Annotated in this window: 25 protein-coding genes and 1 tRNA gene; 18 read left to right on the top strand and 8 right to left on the bottom strand. The window is 65.5% G+C overall.

The features are described from left to right. Nucleotides 1–86: 86 nt before the first annotated feature. Nucleotides 87–1283 carry an ABC transporter substrate-binding protein gene (locus tag IB259_RS23180; protein ID WP_054457651.1) on the top strand — a complete coding sequence of 399 codons (1197 nt, stop codon included), beginning with the start codon at nt 87–89 and terminating at the stop codon, nt 1281–1283. 26 nt (nt 1284–1309) lie between these two features. On the opposite strand, the gene IB259_RS23175 is transcribed toward IB259_RS23180, so the two are convergent. Beyond that, a complete protein-coding gene (locus IB259_RS23175) occupies nt 1310–2200 on the bottom strand; it encodes a LysR substrate-binding domain-containing protein (RefSeq protein WP_054457650.1) in 891 nt (296 codons plus the stop codon). Between the two features lie 192 nt (nt 2201–2392). On the opposite strand from IB259_RS23175, the gene IB259_RS23170 reads away from it, so the two are divergent. The 11 genes from IB259_RS23170 (at nt 2393) to IB259_RS23120 (ending at nt 15047) form a co-directional block, all read left to right on the top strand. Next, nucleotides 2393–3862 (top strand): NAD-dependent succinate-semialdehyde dehydrogenase, encoded by a 1470-nt coding sequence (locus tag IB259_RS23170; protein ID WP_175182025.1) that lies wholly within the window; start codon nt 2393–2395, stop codon nt 3860–3862. Between the two features lie 17 nt (nt 3863–3879). Then, nucleotides 3880–5511, top strand: coding sequence for a GMC family oxidoreductase (locus IB259_RS23165; protein ID WP_192330188.1), 1632 nt, complete (start codon nt 3880–3882; stop codon nt 5509–5511). 43 nt (nt 5512–5554) lie between these two features. Further along, nucleotides 5555–6757, top strand: a complete 1203-nt coding sequence (locus IB259_RS23160; RefSeq protein WP_054457647.1) for an ABC transporter substrate-binding protein — start codon at nt 5555–5557, stop codon at nt 6755–6757. A 78-nt stretch (nt 6758–6835) separates the two neighbouring features. Continuing rightward, nucleotides 6836–7750: a branched-chain amino acid ABC transporter permease gene (locus IB259_RS23155; protein ID WP_082401234.1), complete on the top strand. Its 915-nt coding sequence runs from the start codon at nt 6836–6838 to the stop codon at nt 7748–7750. After that, a complete protein-coding gene (locus IB259_RS23150; RefSeq protein WP_175213076.1) occupies nt 7747–9513 on the top strand; it encodes an ATP-binding cassette domain-containing protein in 1767 nt (588 codons plus the stop codon). The genes IB259_RS23155 and IB259_RS23150 overlap by 4 nt, the downstream gene beginning before the upstream one ends. A gap of 9 nt (nt 9514–9522) precedes the next feature. Next, nucleotides 9523–10245, top strand: coding sequence for an ABC transporter ATP-binding protein (locus IB259_RS23145; protein ID WP_192330187.1), 723 nt, complete (start codon nt 9523–9525; stop codon nt 10243–10245). A 10-nt stretch (nt 10246–10255) separates the two neighbouring features. After that, nucleotides 10256–11446, top strand: coding sequence for a CaiB/BaiF CoA-transferase family protein (locus IB259_RS23140; protein WP_054457643.1), 1191 nt, complete (start codon nt 10256–10258; stop codon nt 11444–11446). Nucleotides 11447–11457: 11 nt separating this feature from the next. Further along, nucleotides 11458–12411 carry a hydroxymethylglutaryl-CoA lyase gene (locus tag IB259_RS23135; RefSeq protein ID WP_054457642.1) on the top strand — a complete coding sequence of 318 codons (954 nt, stop codon included), beginning with the start codon at nt 11458–11460 and terminating at the stop codon, nt 12409–12411. Between the two features lie 69 nt (nt 12412–12480). Beyond that, nucleotides 12481–13266: a 2-oxo-tetronate isomerase gene (gene otnI / locus IB259_RS23130; RefSeq protein WP_192330186.1), complete on the top strand. Its 786-nt coding sequence runs from the start codon at nt 12481–12483 to the stop codon at nt 13264–13266. Nucleotides 13267–13378: 112 nt separating this feature from the next. Beyond that, on the top strand, nt 13379–14359 hold the full coding sequence (locus IB259_RS23125) for a tripartite tricarboxylate transporter substrate binding protein (protein WP_192330185.1): 981 nt from the start codon (nt 13379–13381) through the stop codon (nt 14357–14359). A gap of 112 nt (nt 14360–14471) precedes the next feature. After that, on the top strand, nt 14472–15047 hold the full coding sequence (locus IB259_RS23120) for a hypothetical protein (protein WP_054457639.1): 576 nt from the start codon (nt 14472–14474) through the stop codon (nt 15045–15047). A gap of 31 nt (nt 15048–15078) precedes the next feature. Here the strand turns inward: IB259_RS23120 and IB259_RS23115 are convergent, their stop codons facing one another. Continuing rightward, nucleotides 15079–15984, bottom strand: a complete 906-nt coding sequence (locus IB259_RS23115) for a DMT family transporter (protein WP_082401233.1) — start codon at nt 15982–15984, stop codon at nt 15079–15081. A 43-nt stretch (nt 15985–16027) separates the two neighbouring features. Then, nucleotides 16028–16672: a LysE family translocator gene (locus tag IB259_RS23110; RefSeq protein WP_082401232.1), complete on the bottom strand. Its 645-nt coding sequence runs from the start codon at nt 16670–16672 to the stop codon at nt 16028–16030. 192 nt (nt 16673–16864) lie between these two features. On the opposite strand from IB259_RS23110, the gene IB259_RS23105 reads away from it, so the two are divergent. The 6 genes from IB259_RS23105 (at nt 16865) to IB259_RS23080 (ending at nt 20551) form a co-directional block, all read left to right on the top strand. Further along, nucleotides 16865–17326, top strand: a complete 462-nt coding sequence (locus tag IB259_RS23105; protein ID WP_054457638.1) for an Lrp/AsnC family transcriptional regulator — start codon at nt 16865–16867, stop codon at nt 17324–17326. A gap of 117 nt (nt 17327–17443) precedes the next feature. Beyond that, nucleotides 17444–17971: a DUF4142 domain-containing protein gene (locus IB259_RS23100; protein WP_192330184.1), complete on the top strand. Its 528-nt coding sequence runs from the start codon at nt 17444–17446 to the stop codon at nt 17969–17971. Beyond that, nucleotides 17964–18338 carry a cupredoxin family copper-binding protein gene (locus tag IB259_RS23095; protein ID WP_054457636.1) on the top strand — a complete coding sequence of 125 codons (375 nt, stop codon included), beginning with the start codon at nt 17964–17966 and terminating at the stop codon, nt 18336–18338. Before IB259_RS23100 ends, IB259_RS23095 begins: the two co-directional genes overlap by 8 nt. A gap of 21 nt (nt 18339–18359) precedes the next feature. Continuing rightward, on the top strand, nt 18360–19064 hold the full coding sequence (locus IB259_RS23090) for an RNA polymerase sigma factor (protein WP_054457635.1): 705 nt from the start codon (nt 18360–18362) through the stop codon (nt 19062–19064). A 39-nt stretch (nt 19065–19103) separates the two neighbouring features. Then, nucleotides 19104–19703: a type IV toxin-antitoxin system AbiEi family antitoxin domain-containing protein gene (locus IB259_RS23085; RefSeq protein WP_119450257.1), complete on the top strand. Its 600-nt coding sequence runs from the start codon at nt 19104–19106 to the stop codon at nt 19701–19703. Beyond that, nucleotides 19700–20551 carry a nucleotidyl transferase AbiEii/AbiGii toxin family protein gene (locus tag IB259_RS23080; protein ID WP_192330183.1) on the top strand — a complete coding sequence of 284 codons (852 nt, stop codon included), beginning with the start codon at nt 19700–19702 and terminating at the stop codon, nt 20549–20551. The genes IB259_RS23085 and IB259_RS23080 overlap by 4 nt, the downstream gene beginning before the upstream one ends. 36 nt (nt 20552–20587) lie before the next feature. Here IB259_RS23080 and IB259_RS23075 read toward each other — a convergent pair whose 3' ends face one another. The 5 genes from IB259_RS23075 to IB259_RS23055 form a co-directional block, all read right to left on the bottom strand. Beyond that, a complete protein-coding gene (locus tag IB259_RS23075) occupies nt 20588–22954 on the bottom strand; it encodes a copper-translocating P-type ATPase (protein WP_370528713.1) in 2367 nt (788 codons plus the stop codon). Between the two features lie 128 nt (nt 22955–23082). Next, nucleotides 23083–23478 carry a hypothetical protein gene (locus IB259_RS23070; protein ID WP_175182012.1) on the bottom strand — a complete coding sequence of 132 codons (396 nt, stop codon included), beginning with the start codon at nt 23476–23478 and terminating at the stop codon, nt 23083–23085. 135 nt (nt 23479–23613) lie between these two features. Continuing rightward, nucleotides 23614–24381, bottom strand: coding sequence for a hypothetical protein (locus IB259_RS23065; RefSeq protein ID WP_192330180.1), 768 nt, complete (start codon nt 24379–24381; stop codon nt 23614–23616). Nucleotides 24382–24421: 40 nt separating this feature from the next. Next, nucleotides 24422–26161 carry an ABC transporter ATP-binding protein gene (locus tag IB259_RS23060; RefSeq protein WP_225591442.1) on the bottom strand — a complete coding sequence of 580 codons (1740 nt, stop codon included), beginning with the start codon at nt 26159–26161 and terminating at the stop codon, nt 24422–24424. Between the two features lie 112 nt (nt 26162–26273). Beyond that, nucleotides 26274–26349, bottom strand: a tRNA-Phe gene (locus tag IB259_RS23055). Between the last annotated feature and the right edge of the window lie 20 nt (nt 26350–26369).

The following is a 26369-nucleotide window of genomic DNA, read 5'->3' as shown; positions in this document are numbered from 1 at the left end:
AGCGCGCAGGGTGGACCGCGAACGGCGCACAGACCGATGGCGGAAGCAAGTCGAAGCAGCATTACATCTAGTCAGGAGACAAAGTAATGAGTAAGCAGAAGCAGCTAATCCGCATTGCCTGCGCGGCGGCCTTCGTGGCCCTGGCGCCGGGCGCCTGGGCGCAGGCCGACATCAAGATTGGCTACAACAGCGATATGTCCGCCAGCGGCTCCGCCGACTTCGGCGTGTCGGCCCTCTCCGGGGCGCGGCAGGCCGCCGAGGAGATCAATGCGGCGGGCGGGGTGCTGGGCCGCAAGCTGGTCATCGTGCCGCGCGACGACGTGGGTTCGCCGCCCAAGTCGATCCAGAACACCAACGAACTCGTGGACAACGAGAAGGTCGTGGCAATGCTGGGTGGAGTGAACTCCGGCAATATGCTGGCCTGGCTGCACATCGTGCAGCAGAAGAAGGTGCCGACGATTTCGCCGTCGGCCACGGCCACGGAGATCACCAACCGCTATGGCAAGGAGCCGGCCAACTACGTCTTCCGCGTGTCCATGCGCGACCTGGACCAGATCACGCTCCTGGCGGCCTACGCCGCCAAGGCCACCAAGAACAAGAAGATCGCCATCATCGCCGACACCACTGGGTACGGGCAGCAGGGCGCCAAGGATGCGGCGCATGTGCTGAGCCTGTACGGCATCACGCCCGTGGCCAACGAGAAGTTCGGTCCCAAGGACACGGACATGTCGTCGCAGCTGAACAAGATCAAGGCCGCGGGCGCGGATACAGTCATCGTGTATGCGCTGGCTGACGCCAACGGCCACCTGATGCGCAGCCAGGAAAAGATCAATTACTTCCCGGTCACGCTCGGCTCCTGGGCCAACCTCAGTCCGCCGTTCTTGCGTATCGCGGGGCCGGAGCTGGCCAAGAAGATGATCTTCACCGCCTCCATCACCGAGGATTCCACGCCGCAATCGCGCGCGCTCTACGACGCCATCATCAAGAAGGACGGCAAGCTGCCGACATATGTGTTCGCGGCGCACGCTTATGACTCGGTCAAGATCCTGGCGGCGGCGATGACGCAGGCCAATTCCACTGACGGCGAGAAGGTGCAGCAGGCGCTGGACAAGCTGGGTAAGGTAGACGGCGTGATCAAGACCTACGCGCCGGCCTTTACCAAGGAAAACCACGAAGCGCTGTCGTACCGCGATTTTCGTCTGGTGCGCTGGATCGATGGCAAGGTGGTCACGGTCGACGACGAAGTCAGCCGCAGCATCAAGCCGGACGAACTCAAGCAGTAGGGTGGCAGGCAGGCGCCGGCCCGGGTTCAGGGCTGGCGCTTGCTCAGGTGGTTCACGAAGAGCTTGGCAGCCGTGGGCAGGGCGTCGAAGGAGCGCACGCAGATCTGGATCTGGCGCCGCGCCCAGGGTTCGGTCAGGGGAATGATGCGGATGTCGAACATGGCCGAGTAGCGGCGCGCGATGTCCAGCGGCAGCACGCCTATGCCCAGCCCCGAATTCACCATGAAGCACAGCGCGTCGAAGCCGGTGACCTGCACCTTGAGCTGGATGTTGCGCTTTTCATCGCTGGCGGCGTTGGACAGGATGCGGTTGATGGCGCTGCCGCGGTGCAAGCCGACGAAATCGTGTTCCAGCGCGTCGGCGAAGCGAAAGCCCGGCCTGTCCCGCAGGGGATGGTCGGCGGGCACCACCAGCGCCAGCGTGTCCTCGCGGTAGGGGTGGATTTCCACGTCGTGGTCCGGCGCGGTGCCGGAAAAGATGCCTACGTCGGCTGCGTTTTCGGCGACCGACTTGATGATGGTCGAGGTGATTTTCTCTTCCAGGTCGACCTGCACGTTGGGGTAGTCGTTCAGGAAGAGCTTGATGTCCTGGGGCAGGAACTGGGTGATCGCGGAAATATTGGCGTGCACCCGGATGAAGCCCCGCAGGCCGCGCGAGTAGTCGCGCATGTGGACCGAGATTTCATCCAGTTCGTGCAGGGCGCGCCGCGCCATGGTGGACAGCGCGACGCCGGCCGGCGTGGGACGGATGCCCTTGTTGGTGCGGATGAGCAGCCGGATCTTGAGGTTCTCTTCCAGCTCGCTGATCCGCTTGCTGATGGCGGCCGCGGCGATGTGCTCGTGTTCGGCCGCTGCGGCGATGGTGCCTTGCTCGACCACGCTGATGAAGAGCTTGAGGGAGGTGGGATCGAGACGCATGGCGGGACGGGCGGGAAAGCGGACGAGAAGTTCCATTGTAGCCATGGGCAGGCTTGTCATCGCGGATGGTGATGGCGGCATCGCTAATGACTGCTGTTGCGCAGGCGGGCGCCAGGGCTATCCTCCCCAAAAAATTTCGCCCGGCCCCCCAGCGCGGACCGTGCGGAGCATGATGGATGGAGCGCGAGACAAATGAATCTGCAGAATAGCCAGCTGCTGCGGCAGCAGGCCTACATCGGCGGCGCCTGGTGCGACGCCGACAATGGCGCCACCATTACGGTGCGCAATCCCTTTGACGCCAGCGTGCTGGGTACGGTGCCTAATCTGGGCCAGGCCGAGACGGCCCGCGCCATCGCGGCCGCCGATGACGCCCTGCCGGCCTGGCGGGCCAGGACGGGCAAGGAGCGCGGCGCCATCCTGCGGAAATGGCATGCCCTGATCGAGGCGCACGCCGACGACCTGGCGCTGCTGCTGACGCTGGAGCAGGGCAAGCCGCTGGCCGAAGCCCGCGGCGAGCTGAATTACGCCTTGTCCTTCGTCGAATGGTTCGCGGAAGAAGCCAAGCGCGTGTATGGCGACGTGCTGCCCCATACGCGCGGCGACCAGCGCATGCTGGCCATCCGGCAACCCGTGGGCGTGTGCGCGGCGATCATCGCCTGGAACTTTCCCTCGGCCCTGGTCACGCGCAAGGTCAGTCCGGCGCTGGCCGCCGGTTGCACGGTGGTGCTCAAGCCATCCGAGCTGACGCCGTTCACTGCGCTGGCGCTGGCCTGGCTGGGCGAGCAGGCCGGCATCCCGCCCGGCGTGCTCAACGTGGTCATCGGCGACCCCGCGCCCATCGGCACGGAGCTGACGCAGAACCCCACGGTGCGCAAGCTGACCTTCACCGGCTCCACCCAGACGGGCCGGCTGCTGATGCAGCAAAGCGCTTCCAACATCAAGAAGCTGTCGCTGGAACTGGGCGGCAACGCGCCCTTCATCGTGTTCGAGGACGCCGATCTGGACGAGGCCGTGCAAGGCCTGGTGCAGTCCAAGTTCCGCAACGCCGGCCAGACCTGCGTATGCGCCAACCGCGTCTACGTCCATGCCAGCGTCGCAGACGCCTTCAACGACAAGCTGCTGGCGGAAATGCGCCGCATGAAGGTGGGCGGCGGGCTGGAAGAAGGCGTTACGCAAGGACCGCTGATCGACCAGCGCGCGGTGGACAAGGTGGCCCGCCTGGTGGACGACGCCACGGCGCGCGGCGCGCGCCTCCTGGCGGGCGGCAAGCTGCGCGAGCCGGGCACGCTGCTGTATGAGCCGACCCTGCTGGCCGGCATCACGGATGCCATGGAACTGGCGCACGAAGAGATCTTCGGCCCGGTGGTGGGCATCAGTACCTTCGAATCCGAAGCCGCCGTGCTGGCGCGCGCCAACGATAGCGCCTCGGGCCTGGCCGCCTATTTCTACACCGCCAACCTGGAGCGGGTCTGGCGCATGATGGAAGGGCTGGAATACGGCATTGTCGGCGTGAACACCGGCGCCGTGTCCAATGAGGTCGGCCCCTTCGGCGGCATCAAGGAGTCGGGCGTGGGCCGCGAGGGTTCCAAGTACGGCATCGAAGAGTTCCTGGAAATCAAGTACGTCTGCCTTGCCGGCAAGTCGTTCAACGCGATTCCCTGACGCCCGCGGATCCAGACATGAGCCAAGCACAGCCTTCCCTCCGCGACGCGGATCAGTTCGACTATGTGATCGTGGGATCCGGCGCGGCCGGCTCCATCCTGGCCAACCGCCTGAGCGCGGACGGCTCGACGGTCTGCGTGCTGGAGGCCGGCCCGCCGGATCGCAGTCCCTACCTGCACATACCCGCCGGCTTCATCAAGGCGGTCTTCAACAAGAAGTACGCCTGGCAGTTCTCCAGCGAAGGCACGGCGCAGACCAACGGACGGCGCGTGCCGATTCCGCAGGGCCGAACCTTGGGCGGGTCTACTTCCATCAACGGCCTGGTCTACAACCGCGGCCAGGCGGCCGACTTCGACCACTGGGCCGCGCTGGGCAATACCGGCTGGTCCTATGACGAGGTGCTGCCGTACTTCAAGTCCATGGAACGGCGCGTGGGCGGCGACGACCGCTACCGCGGCCGCAAGGGCGAACTGCCGGTCACGGACATAGACTGGATCCACCCGCTGTGCGAGGCCTTCATCGCCGGCGCGGTGGAACAGGGCATCCCGCGCAACCCCGACTACAACGGCGCGGATCAGGCCGGCGTGGGCTACTTCCAGCGCACCATCGACCGCGGCTGGCGCATGAGCACGGCCAAGTGCTTCCTCAAGCCCGCCATGGGCCGCAAGAACCTGGAAGTGCGTACCTACGCGCAGGCAACCCGCATCCTGTTCGATGGCGGCAAGGCTGCTGGCGTGGCCTATTGCCACCCGGCCCACCCTTCGCAGGTCCGCGCGGTGCGCGCGCGCCGCGAAGTGATCGTGTCCTGCGGCGCAATCAACACGCCCAAGCTGCTGCAGCTGTCGGGCCTGGGACCGGCGGACCTGCTGCGCCAGCACAACATCGACGTGGTGTGCGACCTGCCGGGCGTGGGGGAAAACCTGAGCGACCACTATTCGGTGCGGGTCGTGGCGCGCGTGAAGAACAGCCAGACCATGAACCAGCTGGTCAAGGGCCTGAGCCTGGCCGGCCAGATCAGCCGCTGGATGATGAAGCGTCCCAGCATCATGGCGCTGAGCCCGTCGCTGCTGCATTACTTCTGGAAATCCACGCCTGACCTCGCCTTGCCTGACCTGCAGGGCGTGTTCACGCCCGCCAGCTACAAGGAAGGCTATGTGGGCATGCTGGATGACTTCCCCGGCATGACCGCAGGCGTCTGGCAGCACCGGCCCGAGAGCCGCGGCCAGGTGCGCATCCGTTCGGCGGACCCGCTGCAGGACCCCGTGATCCTGGCCAACTACCTCGAAAACGAGCGCGACCAGATGACGCTGGTACGCGGCATCCGATTGGCGCGTCAGCTGCTGCGTTCGCAAGCGCTTTCGCAGTATTTCGACAGCGAAGTGCTGCCCGGTCCGCTGTGCGAATCCGACTCCGAATTGCTGGACTTCGCGCGCCGCTATGGCGTGTCGTCGTATCACGTCAACGGCACTGCCCGCATGGGCCAGGCCGGTGACAAGTACACAGTGGTCGACCCTCAGTTGCGGGTGCACGGCGTGGGCAATCTGCGCGTCATCGATTCCTCGGTGATGCCGGCCATGCCGTCGGCCAACATCTGCGCGGCCACGATGATGATCGGCAACAAGGCCGCCGACCTCATCAAACAATCCTGAATTGCCAATCAGCGGTCACCAGAGTGATCCAGAAGGAGACAAGATGTACTTCAAGCATTTCCCCAAGACCATGAAGTCCCTGCTGCTGGCGGCGGCGCTGGCGGGCGCCAGCGGCGCCGCGCTGGCCGACGACATCAAGATCGGCTTCAACAGCGACATGTCGGCCACCGGCTCGGCGGACTTCGGCATTTCCGCGCTGGCCGGCGCGCGCCAGGCGGCCGATGAGCTGAACGCGGCTGGCGGCGTGCTGGGCAAGAAGGTCGTCATCGTCGAGCGCGATGATGTTGGCGCGCCGCCCAAGGCCATCCAGAACACCAACGAACTGGTCGACAACGTCAAGGTCAACGCCATGCTGGGCGGAGTCAACTCCGGCAACATGCTGGCCTGGCTGCACCTGGTGCAGCAGAAGAAGATTCCGACGATCTCGCCCGTGGCCACCGCCACCGACATCACCGGCCGCTACGCCAAGTCGCCCGCCAACTACGTGTTCCGCGTGTCCATGCGCGACCGCGACCAGATCGCGCTGCTGGCGGCCTACGCCGCCCGCGCCAGCAAGAACGGCAAGGTCGCCATCATCGCCGACACCACCGGCTACGGCCAGCAAGGCGCCAAGGACGCGGTCGAGATCCTGGCGCTGCACAAGATCACGCCCGTGGCCAACGAGAAGTTCGGTCCCAAGGACACGGACATGTCGTCGCAGCTGAACAAGATCAAGAGTTCGGGCGCCGACACGCTGATCGTCTACGCGCTGGCGGATTCCAACGCGCACGTCATGCGCAGCCTCGAGAAGATCAGCTACTTCCCGACCACGCTGGCTTCCTGGGCCAACCTGAGCTCGCCGTTCCTGCGCATCGCGGGTCCCGAGCTGGCCAGCAAGATGATCTTCACGGCGTCGATCACCGAAGACTCCTCGCCCGAGTCCAAGGCGCTGTATGACACGCTGATGAAGCGCGACGGCCGCGTGCCGACCTACGTCATGGCCGCGCAGGCCTATGACTCGGTCAAGCTCATCGCCGCCGCCATGGAGCAGGCCAAGTCGACCGAAGGCGAAGCCGTGCAAGCCGCGCTGCAGAACCTGGCGCAGGCCAAGGGCGTCATCAAGACCTACGAGAAGCCGTTCACAGCGGAAAGCCACGAAGCCCTGTCGGTGAAGGACTTCCGCCTGGTGCGCTGGATCGACGGCAAGGTGGTGTCGGTGGATGACGAATACACCCGCGCCATCAAGCCGGAAGACCTGAAGCTGTAAGAAGGCGCGGCAACGAGAAAGAGCTCTCCCCGGTGCGCGGAGGCGCGCCGGGGAGTCGTCAATAGGGGGGCATCCAGCATGCAAATACTACAAGCCATCTTGAGCGGGCTGGCCATGGGCAGCGTCTATGCCCTGGTCGCGTTCGGGTTCAGCATCACGTACACCACGACCAAGACCTTCAACTTCGGACAGGGCGCATTCCTGGCGCTGGCCGGCCTGATCGGCATCAGCGCCATCCTGCTGGTCAGCCAGGGCAAGCTGATCGGTTTTCCGAATCCGGAGGACGTAACCTGGGGCACGTTCCTGTTCGCCCTGCTGGCCGCCATGCTGGTCCTGAGCCTGCTGGGCTACGTGCTCTACATCACCGCCATCCGCCACTTCGTGGGCGAGGCGGGGCTGTCCTGGGTGATGAGCACCATCGGCTTTGGCATCATCATCCAGAACCTGGCGCTGCTGGTCTGGGGCCCGGCGCCCATCGCGGTGGCGTCGCCGCTGGGCGAGGGCATCATCACGGTCCTGGGTACCGGCGTGCGGCCGCAGGAAATCCTGGTGTTCGGCACCACGCTGGCGCTGATGATCGTGTTCGACTGGGCCTTGCACAAGACCAAGATGGGCAAGGCGGTGCGCGCGGTGGCGTTCAGCAAGACCGCCGCCAGCCTGATGGGCATCAATGCCAACGCGGTTGCGATTGCCGTGTTCGCAATCAGTTCGGCGCTGGCCGCGATCGCCGGCGTCATGGTCGCGCCGATTGCCACCGCCTCGGTGTTCGTGGGCACGCTGCTGTCGCTCAAGGCCTTTTCGGCCGCAATCCTGGGCGGGCTGGAGAATCCGCGCGGCTGCATTTTTGGAGGCTTTCTGATCGGGCTGCTGGAATCGCTGATCGGCCTCTGGTATTCGAACCTGCGCGAGATCGCGGTGTTCGCGCTGATCATCGTGGTGCTGTATTTCCGCCCGGCCGGCATCCTCGGTCGCGTGCATGCGGAGAAAGTATGAAGCTCTCCAAAATCCTCATTCCGCTGGTCATCGCGGCGCTTGCCATCGGCTACGCCTATTCGGGCCTGAATGACTTCTATCTGCTGATCCTGTTCAACATCGGGGTCTATTACATCGCTGCCACCGGCTTCAACATCCTGGTCGGCCAGACCGGGCAGAAGTCGCTGGGCCACGCCGGCCTGTTCGGCGTCGGCGCCTACACGGTGGCGCTCCTGACCGTGAACTACCAGGTCGATCCCTGGCTGGCGCTGGGCTGCGCCGCGGTTGTTTCAGCGGTCTTCGGCGTGGTGATCGCCATTCCGGCGCTGAAGGTCAAGGGGCCGAGCCTGGCGATGGTGACCATCGCCTTTGGCCTTCTGATCGAAAAGATCGTGTCCGAATGGACCGACGTGTTCAAGGGCCAGGAAGGCTTCTACGGCATCACCGGCCTGACCTTCGGCGGCGCCACGCTGGACAGCCGCCAGTGGGTGGTGGTGGTCGTGGTGTTGGGCCTGGCGCTGCACGCCATGACCTCGCTGCTGTTGAACGGCCGTTTCGGCCGCGGCTTCGCCGCGGTGCGCACGTCCGAGATTGCGGCGGAGAGCGTGGGCATCAGCGTTTACCGCTTCAAGATCCTGGCCTTCGCCATCAGCGCCATCACCTGCGGCATCGCGGGCGGCCTGGTGGCGCAGCAGAACCAGTACATCAATTCGGACTTCGTCAATTTCAACCTGTCGGTGTTCTTCCTGGTGCTGGTGCTGTTCGGCGGCCGCACGCCGGGGGGCTCTTTCCTGGGCGCAGTGGTGCTGACGGTGATCGACGCCATGCTGGCGCGCTGGCCGGAAGTGCAGCATTTCGCCTATGGTCTGATCCTGCTGTTCGCGCTGTACGCCATGCCGGAAGGGCTGGCGGGCCTGCTGGCCAAGGTGCTGCCCAAGCGCGGCCAGCGCGAGGCGCTGGCTGCCGAGGCGGGCGCCGCCGACTGGACGCCGGCGCCTCCTGCCGACCGCGGCGGCGCGGCGTCCGGCTTCCTGGAAGTGAAGGACCTGTACAAAGCCTTCGGCGGCGTGGTGCCTACCAACAAGGTGTCGTTCTCGCTGGAGCGCGGTTCCGTCGTGTCGCTGATCGGCCCCAATGGCGCCGGCAAGACCACCACCCTGAACCTGCTGTCGGGCCTGGTGGTGCCGGACGCCGGCAGCATCCGCTTCAAGAACCGCCAGATGGTCGGCTTGTCGCCCAATGAGATCGCTGCGTCCGGCATCGGCCGCACGTTCCAGAACCTGAAGCTGTTCGACGGGCTGAGCGCGCTGGAGAACGTGATGGTGGGCTTCTACCGGGTGCAGAAGTCCAGCTTCTTCTCCAACCTGCTGGGCTTGCCCGGCAGCCTGGCCGAAGAGCGGCGCATCCGCCGCCAGGCCTATGCCATTCTCCGGTTTTTCGAGCTGGATCGCTACGCGGACGATGCCGCCAACAGCCTGCCTTACGGCCTGCAGCGCCGCCTGGAAATCGCGCGCGCGGTGGCGGCCATGCCGGACCTGCTGTTGCTGGACGAGCCTGCCGCAGGCCTGAATCCTGCGGAAACCGACCAGCTTACGGACCTGATCGTGAAGCTCAAGAACATGGGCCTGACCATCCTGCTGATCGAGCACCACATGGATCTGGTCATGGCCATTTCCGACCATATCGTGGTGCTGGACTACGGCGTGAAGATCGCTTCGGGCCTGCCGAACCACATCCAGGAGAATCCGAAAGTCATCGAAGCCTACCTGGGCGCGCCGGCATAGGAGACCGCAATGAGCCGTTTACTGGACATCAAGAACCTGGCGGTCAGCTATGGCGCCGTCAATGCCCTGAAGCAGGTGTCGCTGCATGTGGACACGAACGAGATCGTGACCATCATCGGTGGCAACGGCGCGGGCAAGAGCACCATGATGCGCGCGCTGTCGGGCATCGAAAAATCCACTGGCGACATCGCGTTCGCCGGGCAAGGTCTGAGCGGGATCAGCGCGCACAAGCGGGTGGGGCTGGGTATCGCCCACGTGCCGGAAGGGCGCCAGGTGTTCCCCGACCAGACCGTCTACGACAACCTGATGCTGGGTGCGTTCCTGCGCAAGGAATCGCCCGCTGAACTGGCTGCGGAGATCGAGCAGTGCTTTGCGATGTTCCCGCGCCTGAAGGAGCGCCGCGCGCAATACGCGGGCACGCTTTCTGGCGGCGAACAGCAGATGCTGGCCATCTGCCGCGCCTTGATGAGCAAGCCGCGCATCCTGATGCTGGACGAGCCCTCGCTCGGACTGGCGCCGCTGATCGTGGCCGAGATCTTCAAGATCATCAAGTCGCTGAAAGAGCGCGGCATGACGATCCTGCTGGTCGAACAGATGGCCAACCAGGCGTTGGCGATCTCCGACCGCGCATATGTCCTGGAAGTGGGCTCCATCGTGATGGAGGGCACGGGCCAGGAGTTGTTGGCCAGCGAGCGCGTGCGCGAGGCCTATCTGGGCAAACACAAGAGCTGACGAGGCAATCATGTCATCCAAACCATTGAGCGGGATCCGAGTGCTGGAGTTGGGCCAGCTGATCGCCGGACCGTTCGCCGCCAAGATGCTGGGCGAATTCGGCGCCGAGGTCATCAAGATCGAACCGCCCGGCAAGGGCGATCCGCTACGCAACTGGCGCCTGATCCACGACGGCACTTCCGTCTGGTGGCAAGTGCAGTCGCGCAACAAGAAGTCGGTCAGCCTGGACCTGCGCAAGCCCGAGGCGCAGGACCTGATCCGGTCCCTGGTCAAGGACATCGACGTGGTGGTCGAGAACTTCAAGCCCGGCACCATGGAAGGCTGGGGCCTGGGCTGGGAAGAACTGCGCGCCATCAACCCGCGGCTGGTGATGCTGCGCGTGTCCGGCTACGGCCAGACGGGTCCGTACCGCGATCTGCCCGGGTTCGGCGCCATCGGCGAGGCCATGGGGGGCCTGCGCCACCTCAGCGGCGAGCCTGACCGCACGCCGGTGCGCGTGGGCGTGTCCATCGGCGATTCGCTGTCGGCGTTGCACGGCGTCATCGGCATCCTGCTGGCGCTGCGCGCGCGCGACCAGAATGGCACGGGTCAGATGATCGATGTGGCGCTGTATGAATCCGTCTTCAACATGATGGAGAGCCTGCTGCCCGAGTATTCGGTGTTCGGCGAGATCCGCCAGCCGGCCGGCAGCAGCCTGCCGGGCATCGCGCCCAGCAACGCCTACCGCTGCCAGGACAACAAGTACGTGCTGATCGCCGGCAATGGCGACAGCATCTTCAAGCGCCTGATGGGCGTGATCGGCCGGCCCGATCTGGCCGATGCGCCGGAACTGGCGAACAACGCCGGGCGCGTGAAGCACGTGGTCATGCTGGACGACGCGATTTCGCAATGGACCGGCCAGCATCCGCTGGACCTGGTGCTGGAGCGCTTGAATGACGGCCAGATTCCCGCGGGCAAGATCTATGACGTGGCCGATATCGCGGCCGACCCGCACTACCAGGCGCGCGGCATGATCCTGGACGGCACGCTGCCTGACGGCACGCCCGTGCAGGTGCCGGGCATCGTGCCCAAGCTGTCGGAAACCCCGGGCGAAGTGCGCAGCCCGGCGCCCGCCCTGGGCCAGGACACCGACCAGGTGCTGGCCGGGCTGGGCATAGGCGAGGCGCAGCGCCAGGACTGGCGCGCGCGCGGCATCATCTGAGGAAGGCAGCCATGAATGTGACCAACCCCGGAACCACTGCCAGCCGCCCGCGGCTGTACATCCAGGAAGTCGCGCCGCGCGACGGCTTCCAGAACGAAAAGCAGTTCATCGAAACCCAGGACAAGATTGCCTTCATCAACCGGCTGTCCGCCAGCGGATTCGCCAAGATCGAGGCCACGTCCTTTACCTCGCCCAAGGCCATTCCCGCCTTGCGCGACGCCGAGATCGTGATGCACGAGATCGAGCGCAATCCGGACGTCGTCTACACCGTGCTGGTGCCCAATGTGCGCGGCGCGCAGCGGGCGCTGGAGTGCAAGGTGGACGAGGTCAACCTGGTGATGTCGGTCAGCGAGACCCATAACCGCGCCAACCTGCGCATGACGCGGGAGCAGTCGTTCGAGCAATTGAGCGATGTGGTCAATGCGGTGCGCGGCAGCCGCGTCGCCATCAACGTGTCGCTGTCCACCGTGTTCGGCTGCCCGATGGAAGGCGACATCAATGCTTTCGAGGTGTTCGAACTGGTGGGACGCTTCGCGGCGCTGGGGGTGGACGGGGTGACGCTGTGCGACACCACCGGCATGGCCTATCCCACGCAGGTCGGCAAAATCGGGCGCGAGGTCCGCAAGCTGTTCCCGGGACTGACCACCACCATGCACTTCCACAATACGCGCGGCATGGCGCTGGCCAATACGCTGATGGCCATCGAGGCCGGCATCGACCGCTTCGACGCATCGCTGGGCGGATTGGGCGGCTGCCCGTACGCGCCGGGGGCCAGCGGCAACGTCTGCACCGAGGAACTGGTGCACATGCTGGAACTGATGGGCTACGACACCGGCGTGGACCTGGACGCCATACTTGGCGTATCGGCGACCTTGCCCGCGCTGGTGGGGCACGACATTCCCAGCCAGCTGCTCAAGGCGGGACCGCGGCTGACGCTGCACCCGGCGCCCGACTTCGGCGCCTAGCGCGCGGCGATGGCGGGGCGGGCGGTTGTGCTAATTTCCATGCATGCCGCCCGGTCCGGAGCCTCCGCCATGTTGAAGTTCGCCGCCAATCTTTCGATGATGTACACGGAACACGCGTTCCTGGACCGCTACGCGGCCGCTGCGGCGGACGGGTACGCCGGCGTGGAATGCATGTTTCCCTACGAGGCTCCGGCCGCCTTCGTGCGCGAACGCATGGACGCAGCCGGCGTGACGCAGGTGCTCTTCAACACGCCGCCCGGCGTGGCCGCCCGCGGCGATCGCGGACTGGCCGCGCAACCGGGACGGCAGGCGGAATTCCAGGCGGGCATCGAACAGGCGCTGTCCTACGCTACCGCGCTGGCCTGCCCGAATCTCCATGTGATGGCGGGCCTGGTCCAACCCGGCGCATCGCGCGAGGCCATGCTGGATTGCTATCGCGAGAACCTGGACTGGGCCGCGCGCCAGGCGCGTTCGGCGGGCGTCACCGTGTTGATCGAACCCATCAACACCCGCGACATACCCGGCTATTTCCTGAACCGCCAGGACGAGGCGCATGCCGTGGTGCAGGCGGTCAATGCGTCCAACCTGAAAGTGCAGATGGATCTCTACCACTGCCAGATCGTCGAGGGCGACCTCACCATGAAGCTGCGCGAATACCTGCCCACGGGGCGGGTCGGCCATCTGCAGATCGCCGGCGTGCCGCTGCGCCAGGAGCCTGACCGTGGCGAACTGGACTATGGCTGGGTGTTCAATGTGCTGCGCGAACTGGAATACGGCGGCTGGATAGGCTGCGAGTACCGGCCGGCCGCCGGCACTTCGGCCGGCTTGCGCTGGCTGGCCGCCGCGCGCACCTGACGCCGGTCCTGATGCTTGGACTGCGGGTTTTTCCTGTGATGTGCGCCAGCGTCCTGCGTCCGATAATAAATCATTAATATGTTAAATAAATAGGCAGGCGAGGAGAGCGCACATGTTCAAAGGCATACTGCATCGCGCCTTGCTGGCGGCGGCGCTGGCAGGGGCTGCAATCGTCCCGGGCCAGGCTGCGGCGGCCGGGTTTCCCGATCATCCGATCCGCTGGCTGGTGCCGTTCAGCGCGGGCGGGGGTAGCGACATCGCCACCCGCATCGTCGCCAAGCACGTGGGCGACGCGCTGGGCCAGCCGGTGGTGGTGGAAAACCGTCCGGGCGCGGCCACGATCGTCGCCGCCCAGGAAACCGCCCGCGCCGCGCCTGACGGCTACACCCTGCTGACGGCGGGGATGAGCACCCTGGCGCTGAACCCCTGGCTGTATCAGAAGCTGCCCTACGATCCAGGGAAGGACCTGACCCCCGTTTCCACGCTCGTGTCGCTGCCCATCGTGCTGGTGGTGTCGCCCGATACCCAGATGCATACGCTGGCCGACGTGAAGACATACCTCAAGCGCGACAAACCGGGCAGCTATGCGTCCCTGGGCGTGGGCAGCCCCCATCACCTGGCCATGGAGCTGTTCCTGGATACCGTCCAGGGCCGCGCCACGGCCATTCCCTACAAGGGCACGCCGCCCGCCCTGCAGGACGTGGCGTCCGGCGTGGTGCCGATGATGATGGCCGATCTGGCCGCCGCCCGCCCGCTGATCCAGGCGGGCAAGCTGCGCGCCATCGCGGTGCCGGCCGCGCAGCGCTCCGGGCAATTGCCCCAGGTGCCGACCTTCGCCGAGGCGGGTGGCCCGGCATTCGAGGCTGCTGCCTGGCAGGGCGTGGTGGCGCCCGCGGGCACGCCGGCGCCGGTGGTGGAGAAACTCAGCCGGGCCATCGAGCAGGCCTTGCGTTCGCCAGAGGTGGCCGAGCAATTGAAGCTGCAGGGCATGGAGCCCACGGGCAGCACGCCGCAGGCCTTCGCGGACTATGCGCGCAAGGAATACGAGCGTTGGGGCGCGGTGATCCGGAGCAAGAACATTTCCGCCAACTGACGGCGGACGGTAACAGCCGCCGCAAGGTGTAACCGGCGCGTTCGCGCCCGCGCCGCGGGCGTACGATAAAGACACGTATATCCTGCCCGGCAGCCCGGGCAAGGAGCACATCATGTCTCTGATCGTAGCAGCCCGGTTCGAGGGTTTCGAAGCGGCGAACGCCGCGGCCGAGCGCCTGTCCGCCAGCGGTTTTCCAGACTGGGACATCAATACCTTCTACGTCAATCCGGCCGGCGAGCACGGCCGCTACCCCTTGGGCGGCGACCGCCGTTCCGACCCGGACTCGGGACGCGCCGATATCGGCGCTTTTCTGGGGGCGGGCGGGGTGGGCGCAGGTTTCGCGGTGTTTGGCGGGTTCGTGATGTCCGAGATCAGCGATTCCACGCCACTGATCCTGGCCGCGGCCGGGGTCGGCGCCTATCTGGGATCGCTCTTCGGCGCGCTTTGGGTGACGGGCCACGGCAGCACCCAGCATGGCCACTTCAATCCTGATTCCCATGCCGAGATCCGGCAGGCCGGCGTGATGGTTGCCGTGCGCACGCGGCCGCAGCGCGAAATGCTGGCGTGCCGCATCCTGCGCGATGCCGGCGGCGCGGACGTGGAACACGCCAACGGCCGCTGGCGCAACAACCACTGGGAAGACTTCGATCCGCTGGCGCCGCCCCGCCGCGAGATCGGATTCGGCTGAAACGGCCTTGGGCGGCGGCGCGCGTCCGCGCTCAGTCCGGCGCGGGCGTGGGGGCGGTGTTTTGCCGGCGGGCGGTGGCCGCGCAGCCTGCGGAAGCGACGATGATCCCGCAGATGGCCAGCCATTGCGTTTGCGACAGCTGCTCGTTCAGTACGATCACGCCGGCCAGCGCGCCCATGGCGGGCTCCATGCTGAGCAGCACGCCGAAGGTCTTTTGCGGCAGGCGCCGCAACGCCACCATTTCCAGCGAATAGGGCAAGGCGCTGGATAGCACGCCCACCGCGATGCCGGCCAGGATCAGGGTCGGATCCAGCAGGGCGGCGCCGGCATGCGCTGCACCTATGGGCAGCGCCACCAGCGTCGCCGCGGTCAGCCCGAGCGACGTGGCCTGTCCGCCATGCACGTTGCCGGCCATCTTGCCGAAGATGATGTAGAGCGCCCAGCACACCGCCGCGCCCAGCGCAAAGGCGATGCCGACCGGATCCAGGTCATGCACCGATTGCCCCGTGGGAATCAGCAGCACCAGGCCGGCGATGGCGCAGCCGATCCAGACGAAGTCGATGGCGCGGCGCGACAGCGCCACCGCCAGGGTCAACGGGCCGATGAATTCGATGGCAATGGCCACGCCCAGAGGCAGCGTGCGCAAGGCCATGTAGAACAGCAGGTTCATGCAGGCCAGCGTCACGCCATACAGCGCGATCTTGGCTGCCGCCTGGCGCGTCAGCGGAAAGCGCCACGGGCGCCAGATCGCCACCAGGATCAGCGCGCCGATGGCGATGCGGTAGGCAGTCGTGCCCTGCGCGCCGACCATCGGGAAGAGGGACTTGGCGAACGAGGTGCCGACGCATAGCGAGGCCATCGCGCCGATCAACGACAGGATGGGGAGCAGGGTGGAGGACGACGCGTTGCGTCCGGTATTCAGGGTTGCGGCGGTCATGGCGATGGCGGAAAAGCGGAATGCGTAGGGAACGGCGGCAGGTTCAGGGCGTCAGGTGTGCGGCGGTGGAGTAAAGCACATACAGCGCCAGCCCAAGCATGACGGCGCCAAGCAGGCCTTGCTGCATGCGCAGGAACCAGGGATTGCGCCCCACCCAGCCGCGGATGCGCGAGGCGCCGTAGGCAAAGAAACTGCCGTAGGGCAGGCTCAACACTTTCATCGTCACGCCCAGCACCAGCATCTGCACCCAGACCGGCCCGTTGTCCGGCGTGGTGAACTGCGGCAGGAAGGCGATCATGAACAGCAACACCTTGGGGTTCAGCAGATTGGTCGTGAATCCTTGCCAGAAGGCGTCGCGCGCATCCCCGGGGCGTGCGGCCAGCGATACGTCGGCCGAGCGCGCGCAGCGGACGATGGCCTTGATGCCCAGGTAGCCCAGGTACAGGCCGCCAGCTGCCTTGATGCCCATGAACAGCGACGGAAACGCCTGCAGCACCGAGGCCAGGCCCAGCACCACCGCCGGCACCTGGATGAATCCGGCGGCGACGTTGCCCAGGACACTGTGGAAGGCGGGCCGGAAGCCCTGCGTCATGCCTCGGGACAGGGTCAGCGCCATGTCGGGGCCGGGCGTGAGCTTGAGCGCCGCGTCTGCGGCGAGGAACAGCAGGAAAAGCTGGAGTGACGGCATGATACGAGGGGCGGACGTACCCGCGGCGCGGGCAGAGGGCTCTCAGTGTAAGCAAGCCTGCTGAATAATTCCTGCATCGCGGGACGCGGAAATGAAGTTTCCCGTCAAAATGGGGCCGGATTCCGGCGTGACCGGGCTTAGAATCTGTTGGCGAGCCCTTTCCAGCCCGTTTCCAGCCGTTCCGAGACCCTTATGGAACTAGACGATTTCGACCTCCAGATCCTGCAAAGCCTGCAGGAAGACAACCAGCGCACCAGCCAGGAAGTCGCGCAGCGCGTGAACCTGTCGCCGGTTTCCTGCCTGCGCCGCATGAAGCGGCTGCGCGAATCCAAGGTGGTGCTGGGTGACGTTTCCGTGGTCGATCCCGCCGCCGTGGGCCGCGGCATCATGATGGTCGTGCTGGTGACGCTGGAGAGCGAACGCGCCGACAAGCTCGACCAGTTCAAGCGCGCCATGCAGTCCGCGCCGGAAATCATGCAGTGCCTGTCGGTGACGGGCGAGGTGGACTTCGTCCTGACCATCACCATGCGCGACATGGCCGAATACGAGGCCTTCGCCCAGCGCAATTTCTGGGGCAATCCCAACGTCAAGCGCTTTTCCACGCTGGTGGTGCTGAACCGCGCCAAGTACGGCATGGCGGTGCCGGTGGGCTGATTTCTCCGTATGTTTTCTGCGCCGGAACGCGGCGCGTTTTCGCGACATCCAACCCCATAAGCAGGCAAGATTCCTGGCCATTCCGGCCGCGCCTGCATCCAGGGTTTGGGGGATGAGATGAAAGCGATTCAAGCAAGATGGTTCTATGCGCTGGCCCTGGTGAGCTGCGGGGTATTTGCCCATGGCAACGGGCCGACGGATCCGCAGATCGCGGCGATCGTGGTGGTGGCCAACCAGGTCGACATCGACGCCGGCAAGCTGGCGCAGGATAAGACCGGCAACAAGGATGTCCGCGAGTTCGCCACGCTGATGGTGACCGACCATGCCGCCGTCAACAAGTCGGCCGACGCACTGGTGCAGAAGCTGAAGGTCTCCCCCGAACCGAACCCGACCAGCGACAGCCTGCAGCAGGGCGGCGACAAGAACCTTGCCGCGCTCAAGGGCATGAACGGCGCCGCGTTCGACAAGGCTTATGTGGACCACGAAGTGGCCTATCACGAGGCGGTGATCCAGGCGCTGGACACGACCCTGATTCCGGGCGCCCACAACGCGGAGTTGAAGGCCTTGCTGGTCAAGGTGCGGCCCGCGTTCATCGCGCACCTGGAGCATGCCAAATCCCTGCAAAAGAGGCTCAACGGTGGCTGAAAGAACGACCCCCGGAGCGCGCGGGTCCGGACGCGCAAGCCTGGCCGCGCTGGCTGCGGGCCTGTTGCTGGCGGGCGGGTTGGCCGCCGCCCAACAGAATCCAGCCGGCACCCGGCTGGCCGAACATGTGGTGACCATCGAAGGGATGCAGTTCACGCCCGCGACGCTGGCCGTCAAGCGGGGCGACAAGGTCACATGGATCAACAAGGACCCGGTCCCGCACACCGCCACCGCGGTTTCCAAGGCCTTCGACTCAGGGGTGATCGCAGCCGGCGTGTCCTGGACCTACACTGTCCGGGAGGAGGGCAGCAGCGCCTACTTCTGCCTGTTCCATCCGACGATGCAGGGCACCTTGATTGCGCAATGACGCATGGCGGAGGTCAGACTCATGACTGCACTTGCGGCGCTGGCGTTACGGCGGGCCGAGGATGAAGACCTGGCGCTCGCGCACCGTATCGCGGCAGGCGAGCAGACCGCGTTCGAATTGATGATGCGGCGGCACAACCGGCGGCTCTACCGCCTGGCGCGCGCCACCCTGCGCAACGATGCCGACGCCGAAGATGCCTTGCAGGAAGCCTACCTGGCAGCCTATCGGAACATGGCCGCGTTCCGCGGCGAGTCGACGCTGTACACCTGGCTGACACGGCTCTTGCTCAACGAATGCTACGGCCGGCTGCGCAAGCACAGCCGCCGCGAGGCGCTGTTGCCCATCGCCGACGACATCGAGAAAGAGGTTGATGCGATGACCATCAACGACTTCAACCCGCCTTACCACGCCGCTGCCCGAGCCGAGCTCAGGGGCCTGCTCGAAGCGCGGCTGGACGCCTTGCCGGTCTCGTTCCGGACCGTGTTCGTGCTGCGCTCGGTCGAGGAACTGTCCGTCGAGGAAACGGCGCACTGCCTGGGCATTCCCGAGGCCACCGTCCGCAGCCGCCACTTCCGCGCCAATGCCTTGCTGCGCGAGGCGCTGTCGCGGGATATCGGGGTGGCGGAGAAGAGCTTGTTCGAGTTCGATGGGGATGATTGCGACAGGGTGGTGGCGAGGACGCTGGCGCGGTTGGGCGGGGGTGTGGGTGTTCCAAAAAATCGGTAATTATTGACATATACCTATTTATTGGAACATCATCGCCGGATGACGAGCGCCACTGAAAAACTTCTGGCCTTGGCCCGCGACGAGGGGCTGATCCGCGCCCGGGACTTGGTCCCGCAAGGCATTGCCCGCGTGACGCTTACCCGTGCCGTGCGCCAGGGCCAATTGCAGCGCATAGGCCGTGGACTGTATGGCTTGTCATCCCGCCGGATTTCCGAGCACGCGACACTGGCCGAGACGGCCCGGCGCGTACCCAAGGGAGTCGTTTGTCTGCTGTCGGCACTCCGCTTTCATGGCCTTACGACCCAGGCGCCGAGTGAAGTGTGGCTTGCCATCGGCAACAAAGCGGCGGCCCCGAAGCTTGACTATCCGCCATTGCGTGTTCTGCGGTTTTCCACAATTGCGCTGGCCGCAGGGGTAGAGGAGCATGTGGTTGATGGTGTACTCATCCACGTCACGGGAGTCGCCAAGACCGTGGCAGATTGCTTCAAGTTCCGCAATAAGATTGGCCTGGACGTTGCCCTGGAGGCGTTGCGTGAAGCGTGGCGCGAAAAACGCATGACCAGCGATGAAATGTGGCGCTATGCGAAGCTATGCAGGGTGGCGAACGTAATGCGCCCCTATCTTGAAAGTCTGGAATGACTGTCGCTCGCAATATCGCGGCATCGGTGCGGGCGCGGCTGCTCAACAAGGCGCGCGCGGACAAGCAGAACTTCAACCTGCTGCTCACCCGCTATGCGTTGGAGCGCATTCTGTATCGCCTGAGTGTCTCACCCTACCGCGAGCAGTTCTTGTTGAAGGGTTCGTTGCTGTTTGACCTGTGGTTTGACATGCCGCATCGTCCGACGCACGATGCCGATCTTCTCGGATTCACGCTCGCGGAAGTGCCGCACTTGATGGCCGTGTTTCAAGAGATCAGCGCCATCGCCTGCGAGGACGGCATGACCTTTCCGCCTGAGTCGGTAAGGGTTGCCGAAATTCGCAAAGAAGCCAACTATGCGGGCATACGCGTAAATCTGGCCGGCTCTCTGGACGGCGCACGATGTCCGGTACAGATCGATATAGGCTTTGGAGATGCGGTCGTTCCTGGGCCGGAAGAGGCGCAGTATCCCGTCATCTTCGGCGACATGCCTGCGCCACGCCTGCAGGTTTATCCCCAGTACACAGTTGTCGCAGAAAAGCTGGAGGCTATAGTTTCACTGGGCATGGGCAATACACGCATGAAGGATTACTTCGATCTTTGGGTGATGGCGCGGCGCGCAGAACTCGATGATGGGATGCTCGCACGCGCGGTGCGCGCGACGTTTGCACGCCGCGAAACACCGCTTCCGACAGATTTCCCTTTGGGATTGGCTGACGAATTCGTCCAAGACGAAAGAAAGGTGCAACAGTGGGATGCCTTTCTGCGCAAGAATGGGTTGGCGAAAGTGTCGTTGAACGAAGCCGTGGGGGCGATACGGCCGCTATGGCTGGCAGCACTGAAAAAGTAACCTTGATATCGCGCGGCTGCGGCTGTCCTGGACCGCTCATTTCGCACCCCGCAACCTCAACGCATTGAATATCACCGAAGCCGAACTCAAACTCATCGCCAGCGCCGCGATCATCGGCGACAGCAGCCAACCCGTGAACGGATACAGGACGCCCGCCGCTATCGGCACGCCGATGCCGTTGTAGACAAAGGCGAACATCAGGTTCTGCCGCATGTTGCGCACGGTGTCGATCGAGATCTGGCGCGAGGCGGCGATGCCGCGCAGGTCGCCCTTGACCAGGGTCACCTGGCCGCTGTTCATGGCTACATCGGTGCCCGTGCCCATGGCCACGCCCACGTCGGCGCGCGCCAGCGCGGGGGCGTCGTTGATGCCGTCGCCCGCCATCGCCACCACGTGGCCGTCCTTCTGCAGTTTTTCCACCAGCGCCAGCTTGTCGGCCGGTTTGACCTCGCCGTGCACCTCGTCGATGCGCAGCGCGGCGCCGACGGCGCGGGCGGTGGTCAGGCCGTCGCCTGTCGCCATCACGATGCGCAGGCCGCTGTCGTGCAGGTTCTGGATGGCTTCATGCGTGCTGGGCTTGATCGGGTCGGTCACCGCCAGGATGCCGGCGAACTGGCCGTCCACGGCCAAATGCATGATGCTGGCGCCTTCGCCGCGCAGGCGCTCGCCGTCCGCGCGCAGCGCGTCCACTCGCACGCCTTCCTGCTCCATCAGGGCGGTGTTGCCCAGCGCCAGGCGCTTGCCTTCCACCGTGCCGCGCACGCCTATGCCGCTGCCGGAATCGAAGTCCCCGGCCTTGGCCAGCGCCAGGCCCTGGGCGCGCGCCGCGCTGACGATGGCGTCGGCCAGCGGGTGTTCGCTGCCCTGGTCCAGGCTGGCCGCCAGGCGCAGCACTTCGTCGGGCGTATATCCCGGGGCGGCGATGGCGGTGTCGAAGGCTGGCTTGCCTTCGGTGAGCGTTCCGGTCTTGTCCACGATCAGCGTGTCCACCTCGCGCATTTTCTCGATCGCGCCAGCGTCGCGGAACAGCACGCCCTGCGCCGCGGCGCGGCCCGTAGCCACCATGACCGACATGGGCGTGGCCAGCCCCAGCGCGCAGGGGCAGGCGATGATCAGCACCGCGACCGCGTTGATCAGGCCGTACACCCAGCTAGGCTCCGGCCCGAAAAAGCCCCACACCAGCAGCGTGGAGATCGCCACCAGCACCACGGCAATGACGAACTTGCCCGCCACCACGTCCGCCATGCGCTGCATGGGCGCCTTGGAGCGCTGGGCGTTGGCGACCATCTGCACGATCTGCGCCAGCATGGTGGCCGCGCCGACCTTTTCCGATCGCATCACCAGGGTGCCGCTGGTGTTGAGGGTGGCGCCGATCAGCTTGTCGTTCTCGCGCTTGCTGACGGGCACGGGCTCGCCGGTAAGCATGGACTCGTCCACGGCGCTGCGGCCTTCGGTGACGACGCCGTCCACCGGGATCTTCTCGCCGGGACGCACGCGCAGCAGGTCGCCCACATGCACATGGTTCAGCGGCACGTCTTCCTCGCTGCCGTCAGCGTTGATACGCCGCGCCGTCTTGGGCGCCAGGCCGAGCAAGGCCTTGATCGCGGCGGACGTCTGCGAACGCGCCTTCAACTCCAGGATCTGTCCCAGCATGGTCAGCGAAATGATGACCACGGCGGCTTCGAAGTACACCGCCACGCGGCCCATCGATACAAAGGAATCCGGGAATACGCCCGGCGCCAGCGTGGCGACCACGCTGTAGATGAAAGCCGCCGCCGTGCCCAGGCTGATCAAGGTCCACATGTTCGGGCTGCGATGCACAAGGGATTGCCAGCCGCGCACGAAGAAGGGCCAACCCGTCCAGAACACCACCGGCAGGGATAGCGCCAGCTCCAGCCAGCTCTGGGTCGCCATGTCGAACCAGCCCAGACGATGGCCGAACATGGCCATCACGGCGACGATGACGGTCAGGGGCAGCGTCCACCAGAAGCGGTGCTGGAAGTCCTTGAGTTCGCTGTTGTCTTCCTCGTCCAGCGGGATGAGCGGTTCGAGCGTCATGCCGCATTTGGGGCAGTTCCCGGGGTGATCCTGGCGGATCTCCGGGTGCATGGGGCAGGTGTAGATCGTGCCCGCGGGGACATTGGTGGGGGCATCGGCGGGCGCGGCTGGAAGCGCGGTGGCATCGTCGTGGCCCGCGTGGCGCTTGCCGTGACCGTGATGCTGGTGCGCATCATGGCCGCCGTAGGCATGCGCAGCCTGATCCTCTGGCTGTCCCTGCGGCACCAGATGCATCTGGCACTTCGGACAGCGTCCCGGATGGTCCTGGCGGATTTCCGGGTGCATGGGACACACGTAGAGCGTGCCGTCTTTCGATGCCGCGTCGCCGTGACGAGAGTGATTCATACCCATCCCTTTCGAGTACTGGTGTGATCCTTCGTGCGCCTATTATGCCCAGGCTGGGGTGTTTGCGGCGCAACCGCTGGCCGCAGTGGTATCGCTGCGGAGCCGGCCGCAGCGATGGCCCATGGCGATCAGCCCTTGGCCGCCGGGGAAGTCGCGGGTTCCGCCGCCGAGGGTGCATCACCCGCCGGGTTCATCATCGATCCCATCATCTGGCGGCAACCTTGCATGTCGGCGCCATTGGCGGGCATGGACTTCATGTGGGCGGCCATCAAGGCCTGGCGCTCTTCGGGCGTCTGGGCGGCGGCCATTTTCTGGTGCATGCCGTTCATGGCCTGCATGTGCGCCTCCATGTTCTTCATCATGCCGGCGTCCGGCGCCATTTGCGGCTTCGTGGCCGATTCGCCCGCCGCAGGCGACGCGGGATGATGCGTGGCATGGTCGCCGTTCCCCGCCTGCGCGTGGGCCGCGCCGAGCAATCCCAGGCTCAACGCGCACGCGCTGAACAAGGTGGTCAGGGTCTTCATGGTCAGCTCCTTTCTGTGGTCTGGAAGTGCATTAACTCCAGTTTGGAGTGCTGACCGGGGCGAGGAGGTTACGCGCGGATTACTTTTTTGCAATGTTGCGGGGCAGGCGGGCGTACATCCGACACGATGCGGCGGTCATTGGTTATCAGGCCATCGCGTAAAAATCGCATCCTGCTCCAGCGCGCGCTTGCGCCAAGCATTGAGCAGGTCGGCCAAAGCTTCGTGGGTCAGCCCGTAAGTTTCACCCAGGCTGGAATTGCGGCCGACGAAATGCTTGTTGAGCCCGGCAGTGCCGCTGCGTTCGACCGCAGCATCGTCGAAGACAATCAGCTTGGGCACCGCGCGGCTGGCTCTGATCACGTTGAACTCGCTGGTGTCTTGCCAGCGTATTGTCCTGCCGTTCCACACCTGTCGCGCTTGAAAGCCGTCGCGCCCCAGGCGCAGGCCGATGTCGTCCTTGGCGGCGCGCACCAGCAGCATGACCGCGCCGAGCAGAAAGAATGCGGCGCCCGGCCAGAGGATCAATTGCTTGAGAGGCGGCAGCGATTCCTGCAGCAGCATCCACAGGATCACGCCACCGAAGCCCGCGGACAGCAGCGAGAACGCCAGCAGCTTGCCTTTCGCGGCCTTGAGTTCCAGGGGGCCTGGGTACCGCGCCAGCAGTGTTGCGGCCGAGCGCGAGTCGCGCTGCAGCAGTTGCGGCCAGATCTGCAGGACGGCAGTCGCGGCGCAGACGCCGAAGAACAGCGTGACGGGAATGCCTGCATCGGCGCCGTCCCGGATCATTTGCGAGCCCAGGTAGACGAACGTCAGGCTGATCGCCAGGCAGACATAGAAGAGCAGATTCGCGAGCCGTCGACTGGGCTGGCGCTGTGCAGTTGGGGGGGCGGGCGGCTGTGTCATGGATGCTGAGTGTAGACGCCTGGTCGGCAGGGGGAGTTCATCAAGGCTGATGCCGGGCCAGCACTTCGTCGCGGGGGCCCGCATCCACCACGCGTCCGGCTTCCATCACCACGATGGTATCGAAACGGCTGAGCAGGCTGGGCCGGTGCACCGAGGCCACGATGCAAGCGGTCGGAAACGCGGCGTACATGCGGTCGAACACCCGGCCTTCGGCTTGCGGGTCGAGCGCGCTGGTGGGCTCGTCCAGCAGCAGCAAGGAGCTGCCCTGCGCAGCCAGCGCCCCGCGCGACAGGGCCAGGCGTTGGCGTTGCCCGCCGGACAGGTTGCTGCCCCGTTCATTCATCGGACTGGCGAGACCCTCGGGCATGCGTTGCAGCACTTCGTCGAACACGCCGGTATGCACGGCGGCTTGCAGCGCGGCCGCGTCGGCGGGTTCGCCGAAGGTGAGGTTTTCCTGCACGCTGGCTTCGAAGACTTCGGCTTCCTGCGGAATCAGCGTGGCCAGCGTGCGCAGTTCTGCCCAGTCCACCGGCTTGCCGTCCCGCAGCAGTTCGCCGTGTTGCGGCGGATAGAGTCCGGCAAGGGTGCGCAGCAGCGTGCTCTTGCCGCCGCCGCTGGCGCCGATCAGCGCGACGCGCGAGCCGCGCCGCAGCACCAGGTCGACGCCATGCAGGCCGCCGCGTCCTTCGTCCGAATAGCGCCAGGTGGCGCCGCGCAACTCCAGGGTCTGCCAAGGCGCGTCGGCTTGGACCGCGGGGACGGCGGCATTGGGGTTGCCCGGGGCCTGCCAGATGGGTTCGGCGCTGCTGTAGTCGGTGTGCATGCGCGCGAAGCTCTGGAAGTTGGAGGCGATGGCGCTGACCACGGACGCGGCCTGCTGGGCATATTGGTAGATCATGAAGATGGTGCCTAGCAATAGCGCCTGCCCGGGCTCGCGGTGCCGCAGCACGTACTCCACGACGAGGATCCAGGTGAGGCACATGCCCGCCAGGTCCACCACGCACCATTTCACTTCGTTGATCCACAGGGCACGGCGCAAGGGCTTCATGACCGCCTGCAGGCGGCGGCCCAGGATCTTGCGCGAGGCGGCTTGCAGCCGCAGGCCGATCACGGTGCCGGCGTTGCTGACGAAATCGAGCAGCGCCGCGACGTAGCGGCGTTCCTGGTCGTTTTCGTCGCGGGCCAGCCGCATCAGCGCGAGGTCGAAGCGCAAGGTGACCAGGGCGATGATCAGGTAACCGCTTACGGCGATGATGCCGCTGACGTGGGACAGCAAGGTCAGCGCCACCAGCGGGCCGATGAAGTTCAAGGCGCTGTGCAGGTAGCCGTACATGCTGCGGGCAAAAGCGGCCAGTGCGCGGCTGGATTGCAATACGCGATGCTGCAGGTCGCCGGAATGCCTGCCGTCGCGCCAGGTCAACGGGGCGGCAGCGATGCGGGCATAAAGATCGTCGGCCTGCCGTTCGCGGACATGCACGCCCACATTGCCTTCGAGGACGCGTCCGGGGCCGTGGAATACCCAGGACATCATGTAGCTGCCAACCAGGAACAGGATCCACAAGCCGGCGGTGGGCATGTCGTTCTGCTGCAAGGCATTGATGGCGTGCGAGGCCAGCCAGGGCAGGGTCAGCTTGACCAGTTGCGCGCCCGACAGCAGCGCGATGGCGCCCATCAGCTGCCGCCGCGCGCCGTCGGCATAGTGCCAGAGCGCGCGACACAGCACGATCGCCGCGCGGCCCATGCCGACGGAGGAAGAGGGGGAAGAAGAATCAGGCTTCATCGCGTGGAGGGGAAGTCAGGGGGGGCACGGCATGATTATGCTATCCGACAGGCGCCACCGCGCTCCAAAGCAAAAAGCCCCGCCAAAGGCGGGGCCAAGTGCTTGAATTCATTGGTGGCCTGGGGCGGAATCGAACCACCGACACAAGGATTTTCAATCCTCTGCTCTACCGACTGAGCTACCAGGCCAACGCGAAAGTCCGCCACTA

The sequence above is a fragment of the Achromobacter sp. ACM04 genome, from assembly GCF_014851465.1.
Taxonomy (GTDB): Bacteria; Pseudomonadota; Gammaproteobacteria; order Burkholderiales; family Burkholderiaceae_B; genus Achromobacter; species Achromobacter aegrifaciens.
Note: the sequence above shows the minus strand (reverse complement) of the source record. Positions and strands in the feature narration are given on the sequence as shown.